Genomic DNA, 16843 nt, shown 5'->3' on the forward strand with positions numbered 1-16843 from the left:
AGGGGCCCTAGAAGGAGGGCGCCGGCGGCGTCATCCCGCTGTCGTCCTGGACGCGGTCCGGGCGGGTGGGCGAGTTCTTGCCGAACGCCTGACCCATCCCCTTGAGCGCCTCGGTGAGCTCGCTCGGCACGATCCAGAGCTTGTTGGCGCTGCCCTCGGCGATCTTCGGCAGCATCTGCAGGTACTCGTAGGCGAGCAGCTCGTTGTCAGGGCGGCCCTCGTGGATGGCGGAGAAGACGGTGGTGATCGCCTTCGCCTCACCCTCGGCCCGGAGGATCGCGGCCTTCGCGTCACCCTCGGCCGCGAGGATCGCCGCCTGGCGGTGGCCCTCCGCGTTGAGGATCTGCGACTGCTTCGTGCCCTCGGCGGTGAGGATCACCGCGCGACGGTCGCGCTCGGCGCGCATCTGCTTCTCCATCGAGTCCTGGATGGAGAGGGGCGGGTCGATCGCCTTGAGCTCCACGCGGCCCACGCGGATGCCCCACTTGCCGGTGGCCTCGTCGAGGACGATGCGCAGCTGCCCGTTGATGTTGTCGCGGGAGGTCAGCGCCTCCTCGAGGTTCAGGCCGCCGACGACGTTGCGCAGCGTGGTGGTGGTGAGCTGCTCGACCGCGCCGAGGTAGTTGGCGATCTCGTAGGTGGCGGCGCGGGCGTCGGTCACCTGGAAGTAGACGACCGTGTCGATCGAGACGACCAGGTTGTCCTCGGTGATGACGGGCTGCGGCGGGAACGAGACGACCTGCTCGCGCAGATCGACGGACGGGCGGACCCGGTCGACGAACGGGATGACGAGGTTCAGACCGGGGAGGAGGGTGCGGTGGTACTTCCCGAGCCGCTCGACCACGCCGGCCGTGGCCTGCGGGACGATGCGGACCGCTTTGAAGAGGACCACCAGGGCGAAGAGGACGATGACCACGATGATCACCGTCGTCACGAGGGCTGCGGCATTCACGACGAGCTCCTTTCTGCGGGGACGACGACGGCTGTCGCGCCCTCGATGGCGGTGACGACGACACGCTCGCCGACACCGAGCGGACGGGTCTCGACGAGCGGGGACAGCTTGGCCGTCCACGTCTCGCCGTTCACGAGCTTCACCTGACCCGGGCCGGGGCCGGCGATCACGACGCTGCCGGAGAGACCGAGCAGCGCGTCGGCTCCGGTCGGCGTCGGATCGCCGCCGCGCTTGAGCAGCCGCAGCAGCGAGGGCCGGACCGTGAAGAGCAGCAGCACCGCGAGGACCGCCGCGACGGGCACCTGGATCCAGAACGGGGCGCCGGCCAGACCGGTGACGAGGCCGCCGATGCTGCCCACGGCGAGCATCAGGAAGGTGAACTCGAGGGTGATCATCTCGACGATCACGAAGATCAGGACGAGCGCGATCCAGAGGATCCACGCGTACTGGGTCACTGCATCCATGCGGTGCTCCTTCCCCTTGACGAGCACGAGATCTCACGGTAGCAAGGCCCGCCGCGAGCGGCCTGAGAGGGCCGGGGGAGCGCGGCGGGTGCGGCGCGGTCTCGGCACGGTCGGCGCGGGAGCGACGGCGGCGGAGGCGGCTTGGTAGGCTCCCCTGTCGGGCCGTGGGCCCGTCACCCGTGCCCGATCCGGCTCCCGCGCCGGCGTCCTGAAGGATCTCCCCGTGTCCAACCCCCTCGCTCCCGGTTCGCTCGACGGCAAGCGCATCCTCGTCACCGGCTCCTCCCGCGGCATCGGCGCCGACACCGTCCGCTACTTCGCCGAGGCGGGCGCGAGCGTCGTCGTCAACTACCGCTCGAAGGCGCCGCGCGCGACCAAGCTGGTGGAGCAGATCACGGCCGCGGGCGGATCGGCCTTCGCCGTGGGCGCCGACCTCACCGACGCGACCTCGCGCTCCGACCTCTTCGCCGAGATCGAGCAGAGGCTCGGCGGTCTCGACGTCCTGGTGCTGAACGCCTCCGGCGGCATGGAGAGCAACATGGGGGAGGACTACGCGATGGTCCTCAACCGCGACTCGCAGGTCGCGACGCTGGAGGCGGCGCTGCCGCTGCTCGGCGACGGCTCGCGGATCGTCTTCGTCACCAGCCACCAGGCGCACTTCATCCGCACCACGCCGACCATGCCGGAGTACGAGCCGGTGGCGCTGTCCAAGCGCGCGGGCGAGGACGCACTCCGCGAGCGGATCCCCGCGCTGACCGAGCGCGGCATCGAGTTCGTCGTCGTCTCGGGCGACATGATCGAGGGCACCATCACCGCCACGCTGCTCGAGCGCTCGAACCCCGGCGCGATCAGCTCGCGCCGCGAGTCGGCGGGCAAGCTCTACAACGTCGGCGAGTTCGCGGCCGAGGTCGCCCTCGCCGCCGTCGACCCGATCCCGGCGGAGAACACGCGCCTCGTCGGCGACACCGCCGACTTCAGCTAGGGCCGGAGGGCGCTCAGCCCGCGGAGCGGGTCGCGTTGCCGGCGCGGCCGGCGCCCCACGCGGCGCCGAGGGCGAAGAGGGTGTCGACTCCGTAGTGCTCCATCGCGGCAGAGATGCGGCGGCGTCCGGTGCGGGGGTTGATGCCGAGGCGGTTCGAAGCGCTGTCGAGGGTGTTGCCCTGCTGCATCAGGCGCAGGATCGGTAGCCAGGACTGCTCGTCCGTCGCCAGCGGATCCGCTCGCTGCCACAGCTCGTCGAAGTAGGCGCGGACGATGTTCGCGAGCCCCGCGTGCCGCACCCCCAGCACGCTGGTGGGGGTGGCCTCGCCCCAGACGAAGGGGAGAGCGAGGTGGTCGCCGTCGACCCAGAACCAGCCCGGCGGTCGATCGAGCGAGCGGTACTCGAGCCCGGTGGGTCCGTAGAGGGCCATCCGCTCGAGCACGCGCGGGTCGGCGGTCGCGGAGGAGGGGACGATGATGCGGACGGTGTCCCTGGCGCGCAGGGCGTTGCCGAAGCGCAGGGCGCGATCGGGCGGCGCCGTCATCAGCCGGTCGATGCTGGCGAACACCGCGACGAGGGTGCTCGACGGCGTTCCCGCGAGCTCCCAGAGCAGGTCCTCCGCGGCGTAGGGGCCGTGGCGCAGGACCGTGGGCACGAGATCGGCGGCCGCCTCTCCGGTCGACCAGGCGCGCAGGACGGAGGGCAGGTTCTCGAGGATCCTCTCGATGCCGGACATCGCGTCCTCGGCCGCGACGCGGACCCGCCGGGTGTGCACCGAGACGGCCTCGTTCGCCCAGTCGGCGGGCGGAGGGTAGGCCAGCACGTCGTTCGCGCCGCCGATCAGCCCGCGGTCGCGGAGCCTCCGGACGGCCGCGGCGACCTCTGCGGGCTCGAGGTGGGTCGCGAGCACCGCGTCCTCGACCGTCGCCGGCCGTCCCCGCAGCAGGATGCCCAGGAGGGTCTCGTCGTCCATGTCCGCCCCTCGGTGACGTCCGCGCGTCTCGGCACGACAGTGCCCGGAAGCGGACGCGTCCACAAGACATACCGGAGGGGGCGAGGACTTGATAGGGACAGGGCGAGCGGACCCGGCTCGGCGCTCGGGGCTACCGTTGCAGGCGTGCCCCTCCTCCTGCCCGGTCCGCCGCCGTGAGCGCGCTCGTCGACCGGCTCGAACGACGCCAGATCGCCCTCTGCCTCGGTGCGATCGCCGCAGGCGCCGCGCTCGGGCTCCTGCTGCCCGCCGCGAGCCACCTGGAGGTCGCGATCGAGCCGGTGCTCGGGCTGCTGCTGTTCGCCACCTTCCTCGGGGTCCCGTTCACCGCGATCGGCCGGTCGCTGCGCGACGGCCGCTTCCTCGCCGCGGTCGGGGTGCTGAACTTCGTCGTCGTCCCGGTGGTCGCGTTCGGACTGTCCCGGTTCGTGGCGGATCGTCCGGCGCTGCTGTTCGGGGTGCTGCTGGTGCTGCTGACGCCGTGCATCGACTACGTGATCGTCTTCGCCGGTCTCGCCGAGGGCGCGTCCGACCGGCTTCTCGCTGCGGCTCCGCTGCTGATGCTCGCGCAGATCCTGCTCCTGCCGCTGTACCTGCTGCTCTTCCTCGGAGCCGACGGCGTCGCGGTGGTCGAGGTCGGCCCGTTCGCGCGGGCGTTCCTGCTGCTCATCGTCGTGCCGCTCGCGGCCGCCGCCCTCGTGCAGGCACTCGGCCGCCGGCACCGGGCGGGCCGGGTGATCCGGTCCACGATGCTCGGGCTGATGGTGCCGCTGATGATGGGGATCCTGTTCGTCGTCGTCGCCTCGCAGGCCGGCGCCGTCGGCGCGGCGGCCGGGCAGCTGCTCGTCCTCGTCCCGGTCTACGCCGGCTTCCTCGTGATCATGGCCGCCGCCGGGCTCGGCGTCGCCCGCCTCTTCCGTCTCGAGTCCTCCGCTACGCGCGCGCTCGTGTTCAGCGGAGCGACCCGGAACTCCCTCGTCGTCCTGCCCCTCGCGCTCGCACTGCCCGCGTCGCTCGCGCTCGCGCCGGTCGTCGTCGTCACGCAGACGCTCGTCGAGCTCGTCGGCATGGTCGTGTTCGTCCGGCTGATCCCGCGGCTCGCACCCGAACGGGTCGCGGCGCCGGCGACGAGCGGGGCGGGTCGGCTCGACTCGTGAGGCAGAACGGTCGGCCCGACGGATCGGCGAGCACGTCGAGCGCCTCCTCCGGATCGGTGCTGCGATCGTCGAGGATCGTCGCGCCCAGTGCGACGGCCCGCTCTCGCTGCTGCTCCAGCTCGACCGCGTCCGTGAGACAGGGTAGGCGCGGACGTGCGTGCACAGATGAGGCTCGAATCGTCGAATCGCAGGATTGGAGGGCGATCCGACGAATCCAGCCTCAGTCGTGCGCACCCGCCGCAGGAGGACAGCGGTGGGGCGTCGGCCCCGCCCCACCGCGGGGGCCGGGTGCTCGCCGCTGACCTCGTGGACACCGTCGATGCAGAACATCAGCTGGGCGCGCTCGTCATCGCCCCTCGCCGATGAGACGTGCTCCCGGCTGATCTTCTGCAGCGGGTGTGGTGGAGTGGAGCGCACGGCCCGTCCCGACCCCGAGGAGTCATCATGCATGTCGTCGTCATCGGTGGGAGCGGCCACATCGGCTCCTTCCTCGTCCCCCGGCTCGTCCGCGCCGGCCACGAGGTCACGAGCATCACCCGCGGCACCAGCACGCCCTACACCGCCGGCCCCGAGTGGGATCGGGTGCGCCACGTCGTCGCCGATCGGGAGCAGGAGGACGACGACGGCGTCTTCGCCTCCCGTGTCCGCGACCTCGGTGCGGACACGGTCATCGATCTGGTCTGCTTCACGCTCGACTCGGCGCGGGCCCTCGTCGAGGGCCTCCGCGGTCACGTCGGCCACCTGATCAGCTGCGGATCGGTCTGGCGCTACGGCCCGACCCTCAGGCTCCCGATCCGGGAGGGCGAGGGCACGCCCGCGATCGACGAGTACGGCCGGCAGAAGGAGGCGATCGCCCTCTATCTGAAGGAGGAGAGCGCCGCCGGCGGCCTGCGCACCACGTCGCTGCATCCGGGGCACATCAGCGGCCCGGGCTGGGCGCCGATCGGGCCGCTGGGCAACCTCGACCCCGCCGTCTGGAGCACGCTGGCCACCGGCGGGACGCTGCGCATGCCCGGTTCCGGCGCGGAGTCGATGCACCACGTGCACGCCGACGACGTCGCGCAGGCGTTCGAGCTGGCGGTGGCCCGGCCGGAGGCGGCAGCGGGGGAGGACTTCCACATCGTGGCCCCCTCGGCGCTGACGGTCCGCGGGTTCGCGCAGATCGCCGCGGGCTGGTTCGGGCGGGAGGCGACGCTGGAGAGCATCGGCTGGGACGAGTTCCGCCGGAGCACGGACGAGGATCTCGCAGGCGCGAGCTGGGGCCACCTGCACCGCAGCCAGTACTTCTCGATCGAGAAGGCGGTGACGCTCCTGGGCTACGCGCCGCGGTACGAGCCGGAGGCCGCCGTCCTGGAGGGCCTCGAGAGCCTGATCGAGCGCGGAGAGCTGACGGTCCCGGGCCCGCTCACGACGCGGAGTCGTCCGTGATCCGCCGCGACGGGTCGGGCGCGGTCAGCTGTGCGTCGTGTTCTCTCGGATCTCCTCGAGGCTGATCTCCGGTGCGCCGCCGGCGGCGGCCTCGGGGTCCATCCAGACGTAGTCCCAGTGGTGGCCGTCGGGGTCGTCGAAGCTCTTCGAGTACATGAAGCCGTGGTCCTGGGTGCCGGCGTCGGTCGCGCCCGCGGCGAGGGCGTTCTCGTGGACGGTGTCGACCTCTTCCCTGCTCTCGGCGCTGAGGGCGAGCTGCACCTCGGTCGAGGTGGTGGCGTCGATGATCGTCTTGCTGGTGAACTCGGCGAAGAACTCCCGGGTGAGCAGCATCGCGGTGATCGTGTCGCTGATCACCACGCTGACGGCGTTGTCGTCGCTGAAGCCCTCGTTGATCGAGTAGCCGAGCGACTCGTAGAACGCCCGGGAGCGAGCGAGATCGGTCACGGCGAGGTTGATGAAGATCGTGGTGGGCATCGATGCGCCTTCTCTTCCTGATGCCGGTGGCCCGCTGCCGCCGATCGTCACCTGAATGATGGTGAGCGCCCGGCGACGGTGTCAACCGCGTCGTGCGGCGCGGTCGCTTCGGGCGAGGCTGACCACGAGCGCGATCGAGAGGGCGATGAGGACGTACTCGGTCGTGGCCGGCAGGGCGTCGCCGCCGAAGCTCTGCGGCTCCTCGTGCGCGTCACCGCCCTGCTGCAGGAAGCGGGCGAAGTCGCCGAGACCGTGCAGCACGATCGGGACCCAGAGCGTCCCGGTCGCGCGCAGAGCGCCGTAGAAGAGAGCGCCGTCCATGGCGAGGAAGACGACGGCCAGTGCGGTCGCGGGGGCCGGGACTCCGTTGAAGAGGTAGCCGACGGTGTGTGCCAGGCCGAACGCGACCGAGGTGATCAGCAGTGCCGCGAGCTCGCCGTGGTGTCCGCGGACGGCGACCCGGAAGAGACCGCGGAAGTAGAGCTCCTCCCCGACGCCGATCAGGAGCGAGCCGATGAGGAAGATCAGGACCATGGGCAGCGCCCGCTCCGACCAGGGCACGCTCGCCAGGATGACGAGGATCTGGAGGGCGAGCGCGACCGGGATCGCGAGCAGCCACCAGCGGCGCCGTTCCGTGAACGGCGAGGGTGCGGTCCACGCCTCGCGGAGCCAGCCGGCCCGCCGCGCGAACAGGAGCCCCACGACGATGAGGACGCCGACCGGCAGCCAGGTCCCGATGACGAAGTCGAGGGTCTCGTCGCCGCCGGCGAGCGGGTCGAGCAGGGTGCCGACGACCGCCGCGATGACGACGTAGAAGACGGCGGCGACGACGCCGACCCAGATGCTGCGGGGGATCGGCCGGGACTCGGTGCGGGTCGTCATCGGAGTGCTCCTTCGGTGCGGGCGCGGCCTCGGACGAGGATGATCGCCGGCACTGCGGCGACGATGAAGACGAGGCTGAAGATCCCGGCGAACGGGAGCAGCGGGCTCTCGGCACCGGTGTGCGCGGTGTCGATGCCGCCGGTGGCGAGGATGGTCGTCGGATCCGTCAGTCCGTGCAGGAGGATCGGCCAGAGGAGGTTCCCGGTCGCGCGGAGCACGAGGTACATCATCATGCCGAAGCCGAAGGCGTAGACCATCGTCAGCAGGACCGTGACCGGGGCCTGGCCGCTGAGGAGGTTCGCGGAGTGCAGGAGCGCGAACAGCAGCGACGAGATCACGGCGACGCCGCGCTCGGAGTGGCCGGCGCTGCGCAGGATCTTCACCGCGATGCCGCGCGTGAGCAGCTCCTCCGTGAACCCGATCAGCAGACCGGAGAGGAACGTCAGCGCGATGACCCCGCCGCTGTACTCGCCGTACTCGATTCCGAAGAGGCGCAGCACGATCGGGGCCGCGGTCAGGGCGACCGCGATCCACATCCACCCGCGGCGCGGGACCGGCTGCGCGCCGAAGAGCGGCCGCGTCCACCGCACCGAGCCGACGAACGCGACCAGCACGACAGCGCCCACGAGCAGCGGCACGAGGAGGTAGACGACCACGTTCGTCTCGGAGGAGAGCGGGCCCGGCCCGTCGACGAGGTTCCCGAGGACCCGCCCGTCAGCGATCCCCGCGAGCTGGTAGAGGACGAGGTAGCCGACCGCCGCGACGACGGCCTTCCACCACGTTCCCCGTTCCCAGAAGTCCACCCATCGCGATCCCCGCGTCACGTCGCTCATCGATCCCGCCCCTCGAGATGTCGCCCAAGACGCGAGCACGTCTCAGAAGAGCGACCGACACCCGTCTTGGAGAGCGCTCCCAGCCTTGCGCAACTCCTCCCGTGCTCGCGATCGCCGTTCCGCGGGGGTCGTCGTCCGGCCGACCCGGGAGAGCGGGCCTCGTCGGTCAGTGGGAGCTGTCGGGAGTCGTCGTCGCTTCGGCGGGGGTCGTCGTCGCCGCCCAGCTGGCGAGCAGTCGCAGGCCCTCGTGGGAGCGGGAGCCGTCGGGTGCGGTGAAGACGAGCATCTGGAGGCCGCGGTGGGAGGCGAGGTCCATCAGCTCGAAGTCGAGGTCGAGGTCGCCGACGACGGGGTGGTGGATGCTCTTGAGGCCGGTGCGGTGCTCGCGGACGTCGTGCGCGGACCAGAGGGTCCGGAAGAGGTCGCTGCGGGTGGAGAGCTCGCCGATGAGGTCGCTGAGGTGCGTGTCGTAGGGGTCCCGGCCGGCCTCGCGGCGCAGGAGCGCGACCATCTGCCGGGTGTCGCCCTCCCAGTCCCGGTAGAAGGTCCGGGCGCGTGGGTCGAGGAACACGAAGCGGGCGGCGTTCATCGGCGTCGGCTGGTCGAGGAACATCTCGGAGAAGAGGGCGTGCCCGAGCCTGTTCGTGGCGACGCAGTCCAGGCGGCCGTTCTGGACGAAGACGGGCACGGTCGACATCGCGTCGATCATCTGCTGCACGGCGGGGCGGAGGGTGAGCGTCCGCGTGGCGGGGCGGCGCTTCTGCGGGTGGGCTCCGGCGTTCGCAGTGCGGACGAGGTCGAGGAGGTGGCTGTGCTCGGCCTCGTCGAGCTGGAGGGCGCGGCTGATGCCGTCGAGGACGGCTGCGGACACTCCGGTCGCGTTGCCGCGCTCGAGGCGCTTGTAGTACTCGGCGCTCATGCCGGCGAGCAGGGCGACCTCCTCGCGGCGCAGTCCGGGGACGCGGCGGCGGCCGCCGAAGTCGGGGAGGCCGGTCTGCTCGAGCGTGAGTCGCGCCCGCCTCGTGGTGAGGAACTCGCGGAGATCGTCGGTGGTGCTCATGCCCTCGACGCTACGCGGCCGCCGCTGCCCGAGAGGGGTCCTCCCGTTGACCCTGTAGGCGGGGCCTCCCGCCTCGTTCCCGGCCGGGCGAAGACTGGACGCATCGCCGCCGGATCCGGTCGGCTCCCGTTCTGAAAGGCATCACCACCTGAGCACCTCCGTCTGGTTCATCACCGGAGCCGGAGTCGGCGCTGCGGTCTCCATCCGTTCACCGCACGCCGCTGACGCGTTCACCGCACGCCGCTAGCGTCGCACCCGTGGTGATGACCAGAACCGTGCCCGCCCGGCGTCACCGGAGCCGGGCGTCCATGCTGCTGACGGTGCTCTCCGTGGTGGTCGGGCTGCTGCTGCTGGTGCATGCCGGCGTGCAGGGGATCGGTGCCGCGATCTTCTGGAGCCCGTGCTGGTCCGAGGGCCAGGAGAGCGCCGCGTGCTACTTCCTCCAGTACGAGGCGCCGCAACCGGCATGGCTCCTCCCGACGTGGGTGTGGTTCGTGGAGGTGCTGCTCGCCCTCGTCGTGATCGTGGCCTCCGTCGCGGCCGGGCGGCGCGTCGGCACCGCCGGCCTCGCGCTGGTCGCGGTGCTGGCGTCGAGTGCCCTGATCGACGCTGTCTTCACTCCGTTGATCAACGGGGGTCACACCTCCGCGGACGAACCGCCGGGCTTCGGTCTGATCGGCGCCGTCCTCCTCGCGATCGGGGGAGTGCTGATGTTCCGCGTCGCGCTCCCGTACCGGCGACCGCTCTCCTGACGCTGCGCCGTCGCCGCCGCCGGATTCTCTCTCGTCTCGGCTCGGCCGTCGCCGGCGTGCGCCGCGAGCGATCAAGCACGCGCTGACGACGACGGCGGCGCGACTGGAGGACTTCGCAGTGCGTCGTCCATCGGCCCGTGAGCGGATGGTTCAACGGCGCGAGAGCTGATCGGTCCGACGGAGACTCAGCGGGAGGGACCGATCGGTCCTGCTCAGGAACGCGAAGCTCGCGCCCAGAACGACGATCGCCGCGGGCGACAGGAGCATGAGGACGACTGAGACGACCACGCCGGCGATCGTCCACGGTGGATCCATGGGGGAGAGAGCAACGACGCCGAGGACGTGGGCTGCAGCGCCCGCGGCGACGAATCCCTGCGCCCGGCGCTCGAGAACGCCGGCGCGGACGGCGGCCGCGGTGGCGGCGATCGGTGCGGAGATCGCCACGATGCTCAGCACGATCAGTGGGATCGGATGGGCCTGGAAGTGGAGCGGCGTGAACGGTCCGGACCACCAGAGGACGCAGAACGTCCCCGTGGAGGCCAGCCCGCAGAGCGCGATCGCCAGTGCCGGCAGCTGCCGGCCGCGACGCAGAGCGACGCCGGCCGCGGACAGCCAGGCGAGAGCGACCAGCGCGGTGGCGATCAGCACCGGACCGGTCGAGGTCCGCGAATCGAAGTTCACGACTCCGGTGATCAGGACGAGGAGGGCTCGCTCGCCGTACTCGAGGATTACGGCCGTCAACGTCCAGGCGGCGAGCAGGAAGAGGGCCCCGATGGCGGTGGTGGCCAGCCTCGGACGTCTGATCGTGGCGACGAACGTCTCCCTGATGCCGGCTCGCGCGAGATTCGCCCGGTCGGAGCGGGTGGGACCCGTCACCCCTGTCGCGTCATCGCGATCGAGGTACGCGCTGATCGCACTCTCGCCGTTCCTCTCGCGCCATGCGGCCGGGTACCAGCGCAGGGCCCGGCGGTAGGCCGCGGAGGAGGAGCTCATGCTGTGGCACTCCGTCCGAGTCGGCGGACGGCGCTCGCCGCGGCGCGCTCCATCTGCGCCAGCCGTTCCGCGTCAGCCGCGAGGCGCGCCGCACCGGCGTCGGTCAGGCGGAAGTACCGGCGCCGACGGCCGTCGACCTCCTCCTCGCCGTCGGCGGCGATGAGCCCCTGGCGTTCGAGGCGGTCGAGAGCGGAGTAGAGGGTGGGGATCTTCAGGACCATCGCGCCGTCGGACAGCTCCTGCGCCGCAGCGATGATCCCGTAGCCGTGAGTCCTGCCGCGCGCGAGGACCGTCATGATCCACAACCGCGGCTCTCGGATCTCCTCCACGACTGCACCATACTCTGGCTCGCAGGGTATGGCGAGGTGCTGCGAGCGCGGATCGGCCGCTCCATCAGGGGATCGAGGCTGCTCCCGACCGCGTGGCGGTGGCGCACACCGGGTCCGGATCCTGTCGCGATACGGCGGCGAGCACCACCGTCTCGTCGTGGGATCGGGGCACGGACCCGTCGTGTCGATGGGGTTCGGCCCGCGATGCGGGTCCCCTAGTGTTCGGTCATGGTCATCCACCGCGCGGTGTCGACTCCTGTCGTGGGAGCTGCCGTCGCCCTCCTCCTCGCCGGGAGCGCGGGAAGGGTGCAGACGGCAGGAACAGGTGCGGGTGGTGCCGCATCCCCGTCGCCGTCGACGGGGGCGTCAGCCGCGCAGCGCATCGAGACGGGTGCGCTGCCGCTGTGCGAGGGCAGGGGGAGCATCCTGCATGTCGGACCCGTCGACAGCGAGCAGCGCTCCGCGAGCAAGGGCTGCTAGGGCGCACCGATGGTCGAGAACGCTGCTCCGAAGTGGGACGACGCTGGTGCGTCGGCGCTCTCGGTCGTCGGTGTCGTGGGGGCGCTCGTCAGCGCTGTTCTCGGGATGGTCGGTGCCGGCCTCTCTCTGCTCGCCCTCGGGTGGTGTGCGCAGTCGTATCGAGGCTTTCTCCTTCTCCGCAACGACCCGCCGCTCGACTGCCTCGCTCAGCCCGAAGGGCCGTTCGCCGGGTGGTTCCTCGTCGTCGGCCTCGGCGCCGCCCTGTCCTTCGTGTGCCTCGTCGTCGGCTCCCGCCCGCGCTGGGACGCACACGGTGGTCGGCGGTCGACTCGCGGGGTGCCGGCGTTCGTCACCCTCGCGACGATCACCGTCGTGAGCGCCGTGCTGACGTACCCGCTCAGCTAGAGCGGCGCCTCAGCAGTGCGTCCCGCAGAGGGGTCGTTCCGCGGGCTCGAACGTCGGGGGTGGTCGGCAGGACGGCGGGCAGCTACGCGCGCAGATCCCGCTCGAAGGCGAGGCGGAGCCGACGCTCGTACTCGTCCTGCTCCATCGGCACCACCGCGGCGAGCAGCTCCTCCAGCCGATCCTGGTCGGCGCCCGCCACGGAGACGACGGCGTCGTCGATGAGTCGGGCGAGCATCGGGGCGCCGTCCACCTCGAGCACCCAGACGCCGTCGTCCCGGCGGTCGCAGGTGTTCCCCGCTGTCCCCGCCAGCTCGGGATTCGTGTACAGGCTGCAGACCTGGATCTCGAGCGTGAACTCCGGGTCGAAGCGGCTCGTGAGGATCGTGATGTCGCCCGGGTCGGGAAGGTAATCGGTGTCCTGTCGAGCGAGAGGATCCTCCGACGCCCGGACGGAGGACTCGTACTGCCCGATGACGACGGCCGTCGTCGTGAGCCGATCGGACTCGAACGGCACGACGGAGGAATCGAGCCGCGCTTCGTACTCCGCCTCCTGCGAGGCCCGCGCCGCAGCGGTCCGCCCGAGCACCAGCTGCACCACGGGCGATGCCACTGTTCCGAGGAGGGCGACGGTCGCCAAGGCTCCGACGATTCGGACGCGACCCGGATGGACGACGAGCGACCCGGATGCCGCGGCGGCTCCGAGCAGCAGCGGAAGGGTGGCGAGGAGGGGACCCGGGAGCGGCGGGGCATCGGTCACGAGCGGTGTGATCACGGCGGCGAGTGTCGCAAGAGTCAGCAGCGCACCGAGCGCGAGGTTCGCGCCGGTATGGAGGCGACCCGTGACGATCCGGGACACGATCAGCAGGAGCGCAGTGGCGACGAGCGGCAGGAGTGCGAATGCGGCCAGGCCGGCGTACCCGGCGTACAGCAGCGGTACGGCGAGGAGCGATCCGGCGAAGGCGAGGGCCCCGACCGCGATGCCCGCCAGGCCTGCGTGGGCGATCGCCGAGGCAGGATCGGGCGCAGTCGTCATCGGGCCCCTCCCTGCCGTTGCCCCGAGTGTAGAGAGTGACTGGTTCTCCTGCCCGTAACGCAGTCGGGAAGAGTCAGGACGCCGGCGTGAGCGGCCCGGTCGTGAAGTCACTCCGACCATCGCCGGCACAGACCCGGAGATCGGACGGAGTGTCGATTCCCGGGCCGGCGCCGTCCGAGGTGACGAGCACCCGGACAGTCGTGGCGGTCGTCGGCGTGCAGTCGTACGGGCCGACGGCCGAGAGCCGGCCCTCAGCCTGCACTGACTCGCCCGGAGCGAGAGCCCCCGGGAAGGCTTCCGCTCCTGACGTGCCGGCACTGGTGAGTTGCGTGTCATCGGCGCCGAGCATCAGAACGCCCGGCCAGCCGAAGTACGAGCACGCCTGATCCAAGGCGTTCGTGAGCACGATCGCGAACCCTTCCTTGCCCGCCCCGGAGAGCTCGGGCCGGTCCTCCACCGTGGCCGTGAGCTGCGTGTCCTGGCACGGGTCCGCCGGCCACACCGGACCGGCCGCTGCCGCATCGACGGTCGCGGTCGGCGTCGGAGCAGCGGAGGCGGTCGACTTCGGGGTGCCGGTCGCGATCGACGGAGGCGCGGCAGCCGATGCCGGAGCCACCGCCGTCGAACCGGCGCAACCGACGAGTGCGAGCACCGGAACAGCGAGCAGCAGGACGAGAGTCGAACGGGAGGTCCGAGTCGTCATCATCCGGCGAATCCACCCTCGACGGTTCACTCCCAGTGCGAAACGACCGGCTGCGGGACCTCCCGCTCGTGGTTGAGCACTCGAAAGACGATCGCGAGGACGATGCAGACGCCGGCACCGATCAGTGCAGCAGCGCCCGCCACCGTCATCCACATCGGCTGGACCGCCGAACCATCCGCGCACAGCGGATTCCACAGGAAGCTCTCGGGGCTGGAGTCGCTGCCGCGGACCCGACACGCCTCTCCCGGATCCCACATGGAGAGCGAGGACATCAATCCGAGAGCGGCGGCGAAAGCGGTGAAGAGCGCGGCGAAAATCAGGGGGATCGCGTGATCCGGCCGAGGAGACTGTCCAACGCTCACCGGAACATCCTGCACCGCTTCGCGAGGGTCGGCGAAGGTGAGTGCTACTCCTCCCGCTCGCGACGCCAGTCGACCAGGACCGCGAGCGACACGATCGCCAGCCCGATGCCGAACGGGATAGTCCAGCGCTCCTGCGTGACGATGCCGACAACGACGAAGACCGCGCCGAACACCACCCCGAAGACTGCTCCGCTCACCATCCCGGCTTCGACGTCCACGAATCCGAGCCGAAGCAGACGAGCGATCCTCCGCCGGATCGAGGGCTTGGACGACTCGCTCATGTGGTGACAGTAGGACACGCCGCGGCAGCTTCGCTCACGGACCCGGCGACCGGCGGTCGCTCCCGGGGTTCGTGCAGCCGAATCTCCGCAGCACGTTAAAGACAACGATGAGCGATAAGGGGATCGCTCCGAGCGAGAACGACCATTGCTCCCACGTCACGAGAATGACCCAGTCTCGCAGCGAGCCCGATCGTCGGCAGGTGCCGTCGTCACTGTTCGAAGAGCGGGGGAGTGGTCGCGATCATTTCAGGGGAAGGTGTCTCGTATCCGCCGATGATGAGCGCGCTGGTGTCCGTCCAGCTCGGCTCGGAGTACGCGACCGGCTCGGCGCTTCCGGCGTCAGGTTTCGCGCTGGTGATCCCGATGGCCACCGCACTCCTTACCGTTATTTCCGTGGATTCGGGGCAGTTGTAGGCTCCGGAACGCGCCAGGGATCCCGGGTATGGCTGACCGCCTTCAGCCGCTTGACGGCATGCCGGGATTAGCCGCCCGGGACCCCGCAACGGCAGGACCGCTCATTGAGAAACGCGACCAGATCGCCCCGTAAGGACATGCCGGCAAGGCCGTTCACGGCGCACCGCACCCCTCAACGGAAGGACCCTGCGTGCCCCACCTCTGGGCCGGTATCGACGCCGGCAAGACCGAACACCACTGCGTCGTCATCGACGGCAACGGAACCAAGCTGCTCTCACAACGCTTCAAGAATCGGGAATCGGCGATCCTGACCCTGACGGGCGACGTCGCCTCCCTGCCGGGCGGCACCGACGTCGCCTGGGCGACGGACCTCAACCACGGCGGGACAGGGCTGCTGCAAACGCTGCTCAGCTCGCACGCGTAGCCGCTCTTCTACATCTCGGGCCGAGTCGTGCACCACGCCTCGGGCGCCTACCGGGGTGAGGCGAGGACGGACGCGAAGGACGCGGTGATCATCGCCGACCAGGCACGGACCCGGCGAGACATGACGCTGATGCGGCAGGCCGACGAGGTCACCGCGGAGCTCCGCCTGCTCTCGGCGCGCCGAGAAGACCTGGTGCACGACCGCACCCGCGCCGTGAACCGACTGCGCGCCATCCTCGTCCACTACTTCCCCTCGCTCGAAGGAGCTTTTAACTACGCAACGACCAGAGGACCTCTGGTGCTGTTCACCCGATACGCGACGCCCTCCGCCATCAGGCGAATGGGCGAGAGCCGTCTGGCGTCATGGTTGAAAGGGCAGGGCTGTTGGAAGTCCGCGGCCGTGGCCAAGACAGCGGTCGACGCTGCTCGCGAGCAGACGTCCGTCGTCGTGGGGGAGGGGGCGGCGGCTCGGCTGGTGAGCCGCTCCGCGCGTGATCTGCTCCGCATCCGAGACGAGGTCGCCGAACTCGATGCCGAGATCGAAGCCGTTCTGCAGGACAGCAGGTCCGCGGATCTGCTGGTTTCGATTCCGGGGTTCGGGCGCAGGCTCGCCGCGGATTTCCTCGCCGCGACCGGCACTGACCTCGCCGCGTTCGAGACGCCCGACCGGCTCGCTAGCTTCGCGGGCCTCGCTCCCGTGCCGCGCGATTCCGGGAAGATCTTCGGCAACCACCACCGGCCACGGCGCTACGACCGGCGGCTGTTGAACGCCTGCCTCCAGGCAGCGTTCATCGCGTCGAGGAACTGCCCGGTCTCGCGCTCGTTCTACGAACGAAAACGCCACGAGGGGAAGTCGCACAAGCGGGCGCTGATCGCTCTCGCCCGACGCCGGATCAATGTGATCTGGGCGATCTTTCGTGACCGAATCGGTTACAACGTCCCAGCTGTGGCGCCCGCTGGTTCCGCTTCACCGACCCTGCGGCCCGGACAAAGCGGGGCGGTCAGTGCAGGAGGGTGAGTGCCAAGGAGAGCGTGGCGCAGATCGTGCCGACCGCGAGTAGCAGCATTGCTGTGAGTAGGAGTGCTCGAAATGGTTCGCTGCGTTGGTGCAGTCGGATTTGCTGGGGGTCGTCCTTGCGGTAGTACAGGGGCTGCTGATCGATGTCGACCCCCATTAGGGGGTCGCCGGGTGCGAGTGGTCGGGTGTGGGTGATGCCGTCCTCGGTGATCCAGTGCAGCGCGCGCGGAGGGCCTTCCTTGATGGAAGCGGTCGTCTGGATCCAGCGGCCGTCGATCGTGAGGGCGAGGAGGGCCGAGAGAAGGCTTGCCGCGCCGAAAGGGATGGTGACGAAGGAGAGAGCGTCGAGGACCAGCTCGGCCATGCTCGGTGTCCTTTCACCGGTTCGGCTCGCGCACCGGGGTGGGAATCTAGGAGGCGACGC

The 16843-nt window shown here is 70.5% G+C and carries 21 protein-coding genes and 1 pseudogene; 6 read left to right on the forward strand and 16 right to left on the reverse strand.

The window, feature by feature from the left end; genetic code table 11:
- Positions 1 to 7: 7 nt before the first annotated feature.
- The gene (locus GSU72_RS08655) at positions 8 to 952 is read right to left on the reverse strand and encodes an SPFH domain-containing protein (protein ID WP_159984648.1); all 945 of its coding nucleotides are present in this window, start codon (positions 950 to 952) and stop codon (positions 8 to 10) included.
- Positions 949 to 1416, reverse strand: coding sequence for an NfeD family protein (locus tag GSU72_RS08660; RefSeq protein WP_159984649.1), 468 nt, complete (start codon positions 1414 to 1416; stop codon positions 949 to 951). The genes GSU72_RS08655 and GSU72_RS08660 overlap by 4 nt, the downstream gene beginning before the upstream one ends.
- Before the next feature lie 223 nt (positions 1417 to 1639).
- On the opposite strand from GSU72_RS08660, the gene GSU72_RS08665 reads away from it, so the two are divergent.
- Positions 1640 to 2398, forward strand: a complete 759-nt coding sequence (locus GSU72_RS08665; RefSeq protein WP_159984650.1) for an SDR family oxidoreductase — start codon at positions 1640 to 1642, stop codon at positions 2396 to 2398.
- Positions 2399 to 2411: 13 nt separating this feature from the next.
- On the opposite strand, the gene GSU72_RS08670 is transcribed toward GSU72_RS08665, so the two are convergent.
- Positions 2412 to 3371 carry a helix-turn-helix domain containing protein gene (locus tag GSU72_RS08670; RefSeq protein ID WP_159984651.1) on the reverse strand — a complete coding sequence of 320 codons (960 nt, stop codon included), beginning with the start codon at positions 3369 to 3371 and terminating at the stop codon, positions 2412 to 2414.
- A 173-nt stretch (positions 3372 to 3544) separates the two neighbouring features.
- Between GSU72_RS08670 and GSU72_RS08675 the strand changes: the two genes are divergently transcribed.
- Positions 3545 to 4546, forward strand: a complete 1002-nt coding sequence (locus GSU72_RS08675; RefSeq protein ID WP_159984652.1) for a bile acid:sodium symporter — start codon at positions 3545 to 3547, stop codon at positions 4544 to 4546.
- On the opposite strand, the gene GSU72_RS21900 is transcribed toward GSU72_RS08675, so the two are convergent.
- The gene (locus GSU72_RS21900) at positions 4428 to 4709 is read right to left on the reverse strand and encodes a VOC family protein (protein WP_348272834.1); all 282 of its coding nucleotides are present in this window, start codon (positions 4707 to 4709) and stop codon (positions 4428 to 4430) included. The two genes, GSU72_RS08675 and GSU72_RS21900, sit on opposite strands and share 119 nt — an antisense overlap.
- A gap of 281 nt (positions 4710 to 4990) precedes the next feature.
- On the opposite strand from GSU72_RS21900, the gene GSU72_RS08685 reads away from it, so the two are divergent.
- Positions 4991 to 5974, forward strand: a complete 984-nt coding sequence (locus GSU72_RS08685) for an NAD-dependent epimerase/dehydratase family protein (protein ID WP_159984653.1) — start codon at positions 4991 to 4993, stop codon at positions 5972 to 5974.
- 24 nt (positions 5975 to 5998) lie between these two features.
- Here GSU72_RS08685 and GSU72_RS08690 read toward each other — a convergent pair whose 3' ends face one another.
- The 4 genes from GSU72_RS08690 to GSU72_RS08705 all read right to left on the reverse strand — a co-directional run bounded on the left by GSU72_RS08690 (position 5999) and on the right by GSU72_RS08705 (position 9226).
- Positions 5999 to 6451 (reverse strand): VOC family protein, encoded by a 453-nt coding sequence (locus tag GSU72_RS08690; protein WP_159984654.1) that lies wholly within the window; start codon positions 6449 to 6451, stop codon positions 5999 to 6001.
- 81 nt (positions 6452 to 6532) lie between these two features.
- Positions 6533 to 7333, reverse strand: coding sequence for a type II CAAX endopeptidase family protein (locus GSU72_RS08695; RefSeq protein ID WP_159984655.1), 801 nt, complete (start codon positions 7331 to 7333; stop codon positions 6533 to 6535).
- On the reverse strand, positions 7330 to 8166 hold the full coding sequence (locus GSU72_RS08700; RefSeq protein WP_159984656.1) for a CPBP family intramembrane glutamic endopeptidase: 837 nt from the start codon (positions 8164 to 8166) through the stop codon (positions 7330 to 7332). The genes GSU72_RS08695 and GSU72_RS08700 overlap by 4 nt, the downstream gene beginning before the upstream one ends.
- Before the next feature lie 166 nt (positions 8167 to 8332).
- Complete coding sequence (locus GSU72_RS08705; protein WP_159984657.1) at positions 8333 to 9226, reverse strand: helix-turn-helix transcriptional regulator; 894 nt, start codon at positions 9224 to 9226, stop codon at positions 8333 to 8335.
- A gap of 257 nt (positions 9227 to 9483) precedes the next feature.
- Between GSU72_RS08705 and GSU72_RS08710 the strand changes: the two genes are divergently transcribed.
- Positions 9484 to 9978, forward strand: coding sequence for a hypothetical protein (locus tag GSU72_RS08710; protein WP_159984658.1), 495 nt, complete (start codon positions 9484 to 9486; stop codon positions 9976 to 9978).
- A gap of 150 nt (positions 9979 to 10128) precedes the next feature.
- Here GSU72_RS08710 and GSU72_RS08715 read toward each other — a convergent pair whose 3' ends face one another.
- Positions 10129 to 10971: a hypothetical protein gene (locus GSU72_RS08715; RefSeq protein ID WP_159984659.1), complete on the reverse strand. Its 843-nt coding sequence runs from the start codon at positions 10969 to 10971 to the stop codon at positions 10129 to 10131.
- On the reverse strand, positions 10968 to 11300 hold the full coding sequence (locus GSU72_RS08720; RefSeq protein WP_244256049.1) for a PadR family transcriptional regulator: 333 nt from the start codon (positions 11298 to 11300) through the stop codon (positions 10968 to 10970). Before GSU72_RS08720 ends, GSU72_RS08715 begins: the two co-directional genes overlap by 4 nt.
- A 489-nt stretch (positions 11301 to 11789) precedes the next feature.
- Here GSU72_RS08720 and GSU72_RS08725 point away from each other — a divergent pair, with 489 nt between their 5' ends.
- A complete protein-coding gene (locus tag GSU72_RS08725; RefSeq protein WP_159984660.1) occupies positions 11790 to 12185 on the forward strand; it encodes a hypothetical protein in 396 nt (131 codons plus the stop codon).
- An 82-nt stretch (positions 12186 to 12267) separates the two neighbouring features.
- On the opposite strand, the gene GSU72_RS08730 is transcribed toward GSU72_RS08725, so the two are convergent.
- From GSU72_RS08730 to GSU72_RS08750, 5 genes are all read right to left on the reverse strand, one after another.
- Positions 12268 to 13218 (reverse strand): hypothetical protein, encoded by a 951-nt coding sequence (locus GSU72_RS08730; RefSeq protein WP_159984661.1) that lies wholly within the window; start codon positions 13216 to 13218, stop codon positions 12268 to 12270.
- 73 nt (positions 13219 to 13291) lie between these two features.
- Positions 13292 to 13870 carry a DUF4232 domain-containing protein gene (locus GSU72_RS08735; protein ID WP_159984662.1) on the reverse strand — a complete coding sequence of 193 codons (579 nt, stop codon included), beginning with the start codon at positions 13868 to 13870 and terminating at the stop codon, positions 13292 to 13294.
- A gap of 77 nt (positions 13871 to 13947) precedes the next feature.
- Positions 13948 to 14283 carry a hypothetical protein gene (locus tag GSU72_RS08740; protein ID WP_159984663.1) on the reverse strand — a complete coding sequence of 112 codons (336 nt, stop codon included), beginning with the start codon at positions 14281 to 14283 and terminating at the stop codon, positions 13948 to 13950.
- A gap of 44 nt (positions 14284 to 14327) precedes the next feature.
- Positions 14328 to 14501: a hypothetical protein gene (locus GSU72_RS08745; RefSeq protein ID WP_159984664.1), complete on the reverse strand. Its 174-nt coding sequence runs from the start codon at positions 14499 to 14501 to the stop codon at positions 14328 to 14330.
- Between the two features lie 272 nt (positions 14502 to 14773).
- Positions 14774 to 14935 carry a hypothetical protein gene (locus tag GSU72_RS08750; RefSeq protein WP_159984665.1) on the reverse strand — a complete coding sequence of 54 codons (162 nt, stop codon included), beginning with the start codon at positions 14933 to 14935 and terminating at the stop codon, positions 14774 to 14776.
- A gap of 233 nt (positions 14936 to 15168) precedes the next feature.
- On the opposite strand from GSU72_RS08750, the pseudogene GSU72_RS08755 reads away from it, so the two are divergent.
- Positions 15169 to 16419: pseudogene (locus GSU72_RS08755) on the forward strand (IS110 family transposase).
- On the opposite strand, the gene GSU72_RS08760 reads toward GSU72_RS08755, so the two are convergent.
- Positions 16403 to 16783 (reverse strand): hypothetical protein, encoded by a 381-nt coding sequence (locus GSU72_RS08760; RefSeq protein ID WP_159984666.1) that lies wholly within the window; start codon positions 16781 to 16783, stop codon positions 16403 to 16405. The pseudogene GSU72_RS08755 and the gene GSU72_RS08760 overlap by 17 nt on opposite strands.
- Positions 16784 to 16843: the final 60 nt, after the last annotated feature.

Origin of the sequence: Rathayibacter sp. VKM Ac-2760, assembly GCF_009834185.1 — a bacterium.
GTDB lineage: Bacteria > Actinomycetota > Actinomycetes > Actinomycetales > Microbacteriaceae > Rathayibacter.

Coding starts and splice junctions, on each gene's coding strand:
- GSU72_RS08660 (WP_159984649.1), bottom strand. CDS start 1,416: ATGGATGCAGTGACCCAGTACGCGTGGATCCTCTGGATCGCGCTCGTC.
- GSU72_RS08670 (WP_159984651.1), bottom strand. CDS start 3,371: ATGGACGACGAGACCCTCCTGGGCATCCTGCTGCGGGGACGGCCGGCG.
- GSU72_RS08685 (WP_159984653.1), top strand. CDS start 4,991: ATGCATGTCGTCGTCATCGGTGGGAGCGGCCACATCGGCTCCTTCCTC.
- GSU72_RS08690 (WP_159984654.1), bottom strand. CDS start 6,451: ATGCCCACCACGATCTTCATCAACCTCGCCGTGACCGATCTCGCTCGC.
- GSU72_RS08695 (WP_159984655.1), bottom strand. CDS start 7,333: ATGACGACCCGCACCGAGTCCCGGCCGATCCCCCGCAGCATCTGGGTC.
- GSU72_RS08700 (WP_159984656.1), bottom strand. CDS start 8,166: ATGAGCGACGTGACGCGGGGATCGCGATGGGTGGACTTCTGGGAACGG.
- GSU72_RS08705 (WP_159984657.1), bottom strand. CDS start 9,226: ATGAGCACCACCGACGATCTCCGCGAGTTCCTCACCACGAGGCGGGCG.
- GSU72_RS08715 (WP_159984659.1), bottom strand. CDS start 10,971: ATGAGCTCCTCCTCCGCGGCCTACCGCCGGGCCCTGCGCTGGTACCCG.
- GSU72_RS08725 (WP_159984660.1), top strand. CDS start 11,790: ATGGTCGAGAACGCTGCTCCGAAGTGGGACGACGCTGGTGCGTCGGCG.
- GSU72_RS08730 (WP_159984661.1), bottom strand. CDS start 13,218: ATGACGACTGCGCCCGATCCTGCCTCGGCGATCGCCCACGCAGGCCTG.
- GSU72_RS08760 (WP_159984666.1), bottom strand. CDS start 16,783: ATGGCCGAGCTGGTCCTCGACGCTCTCTCCTTCGTCACCATCCCTTTC.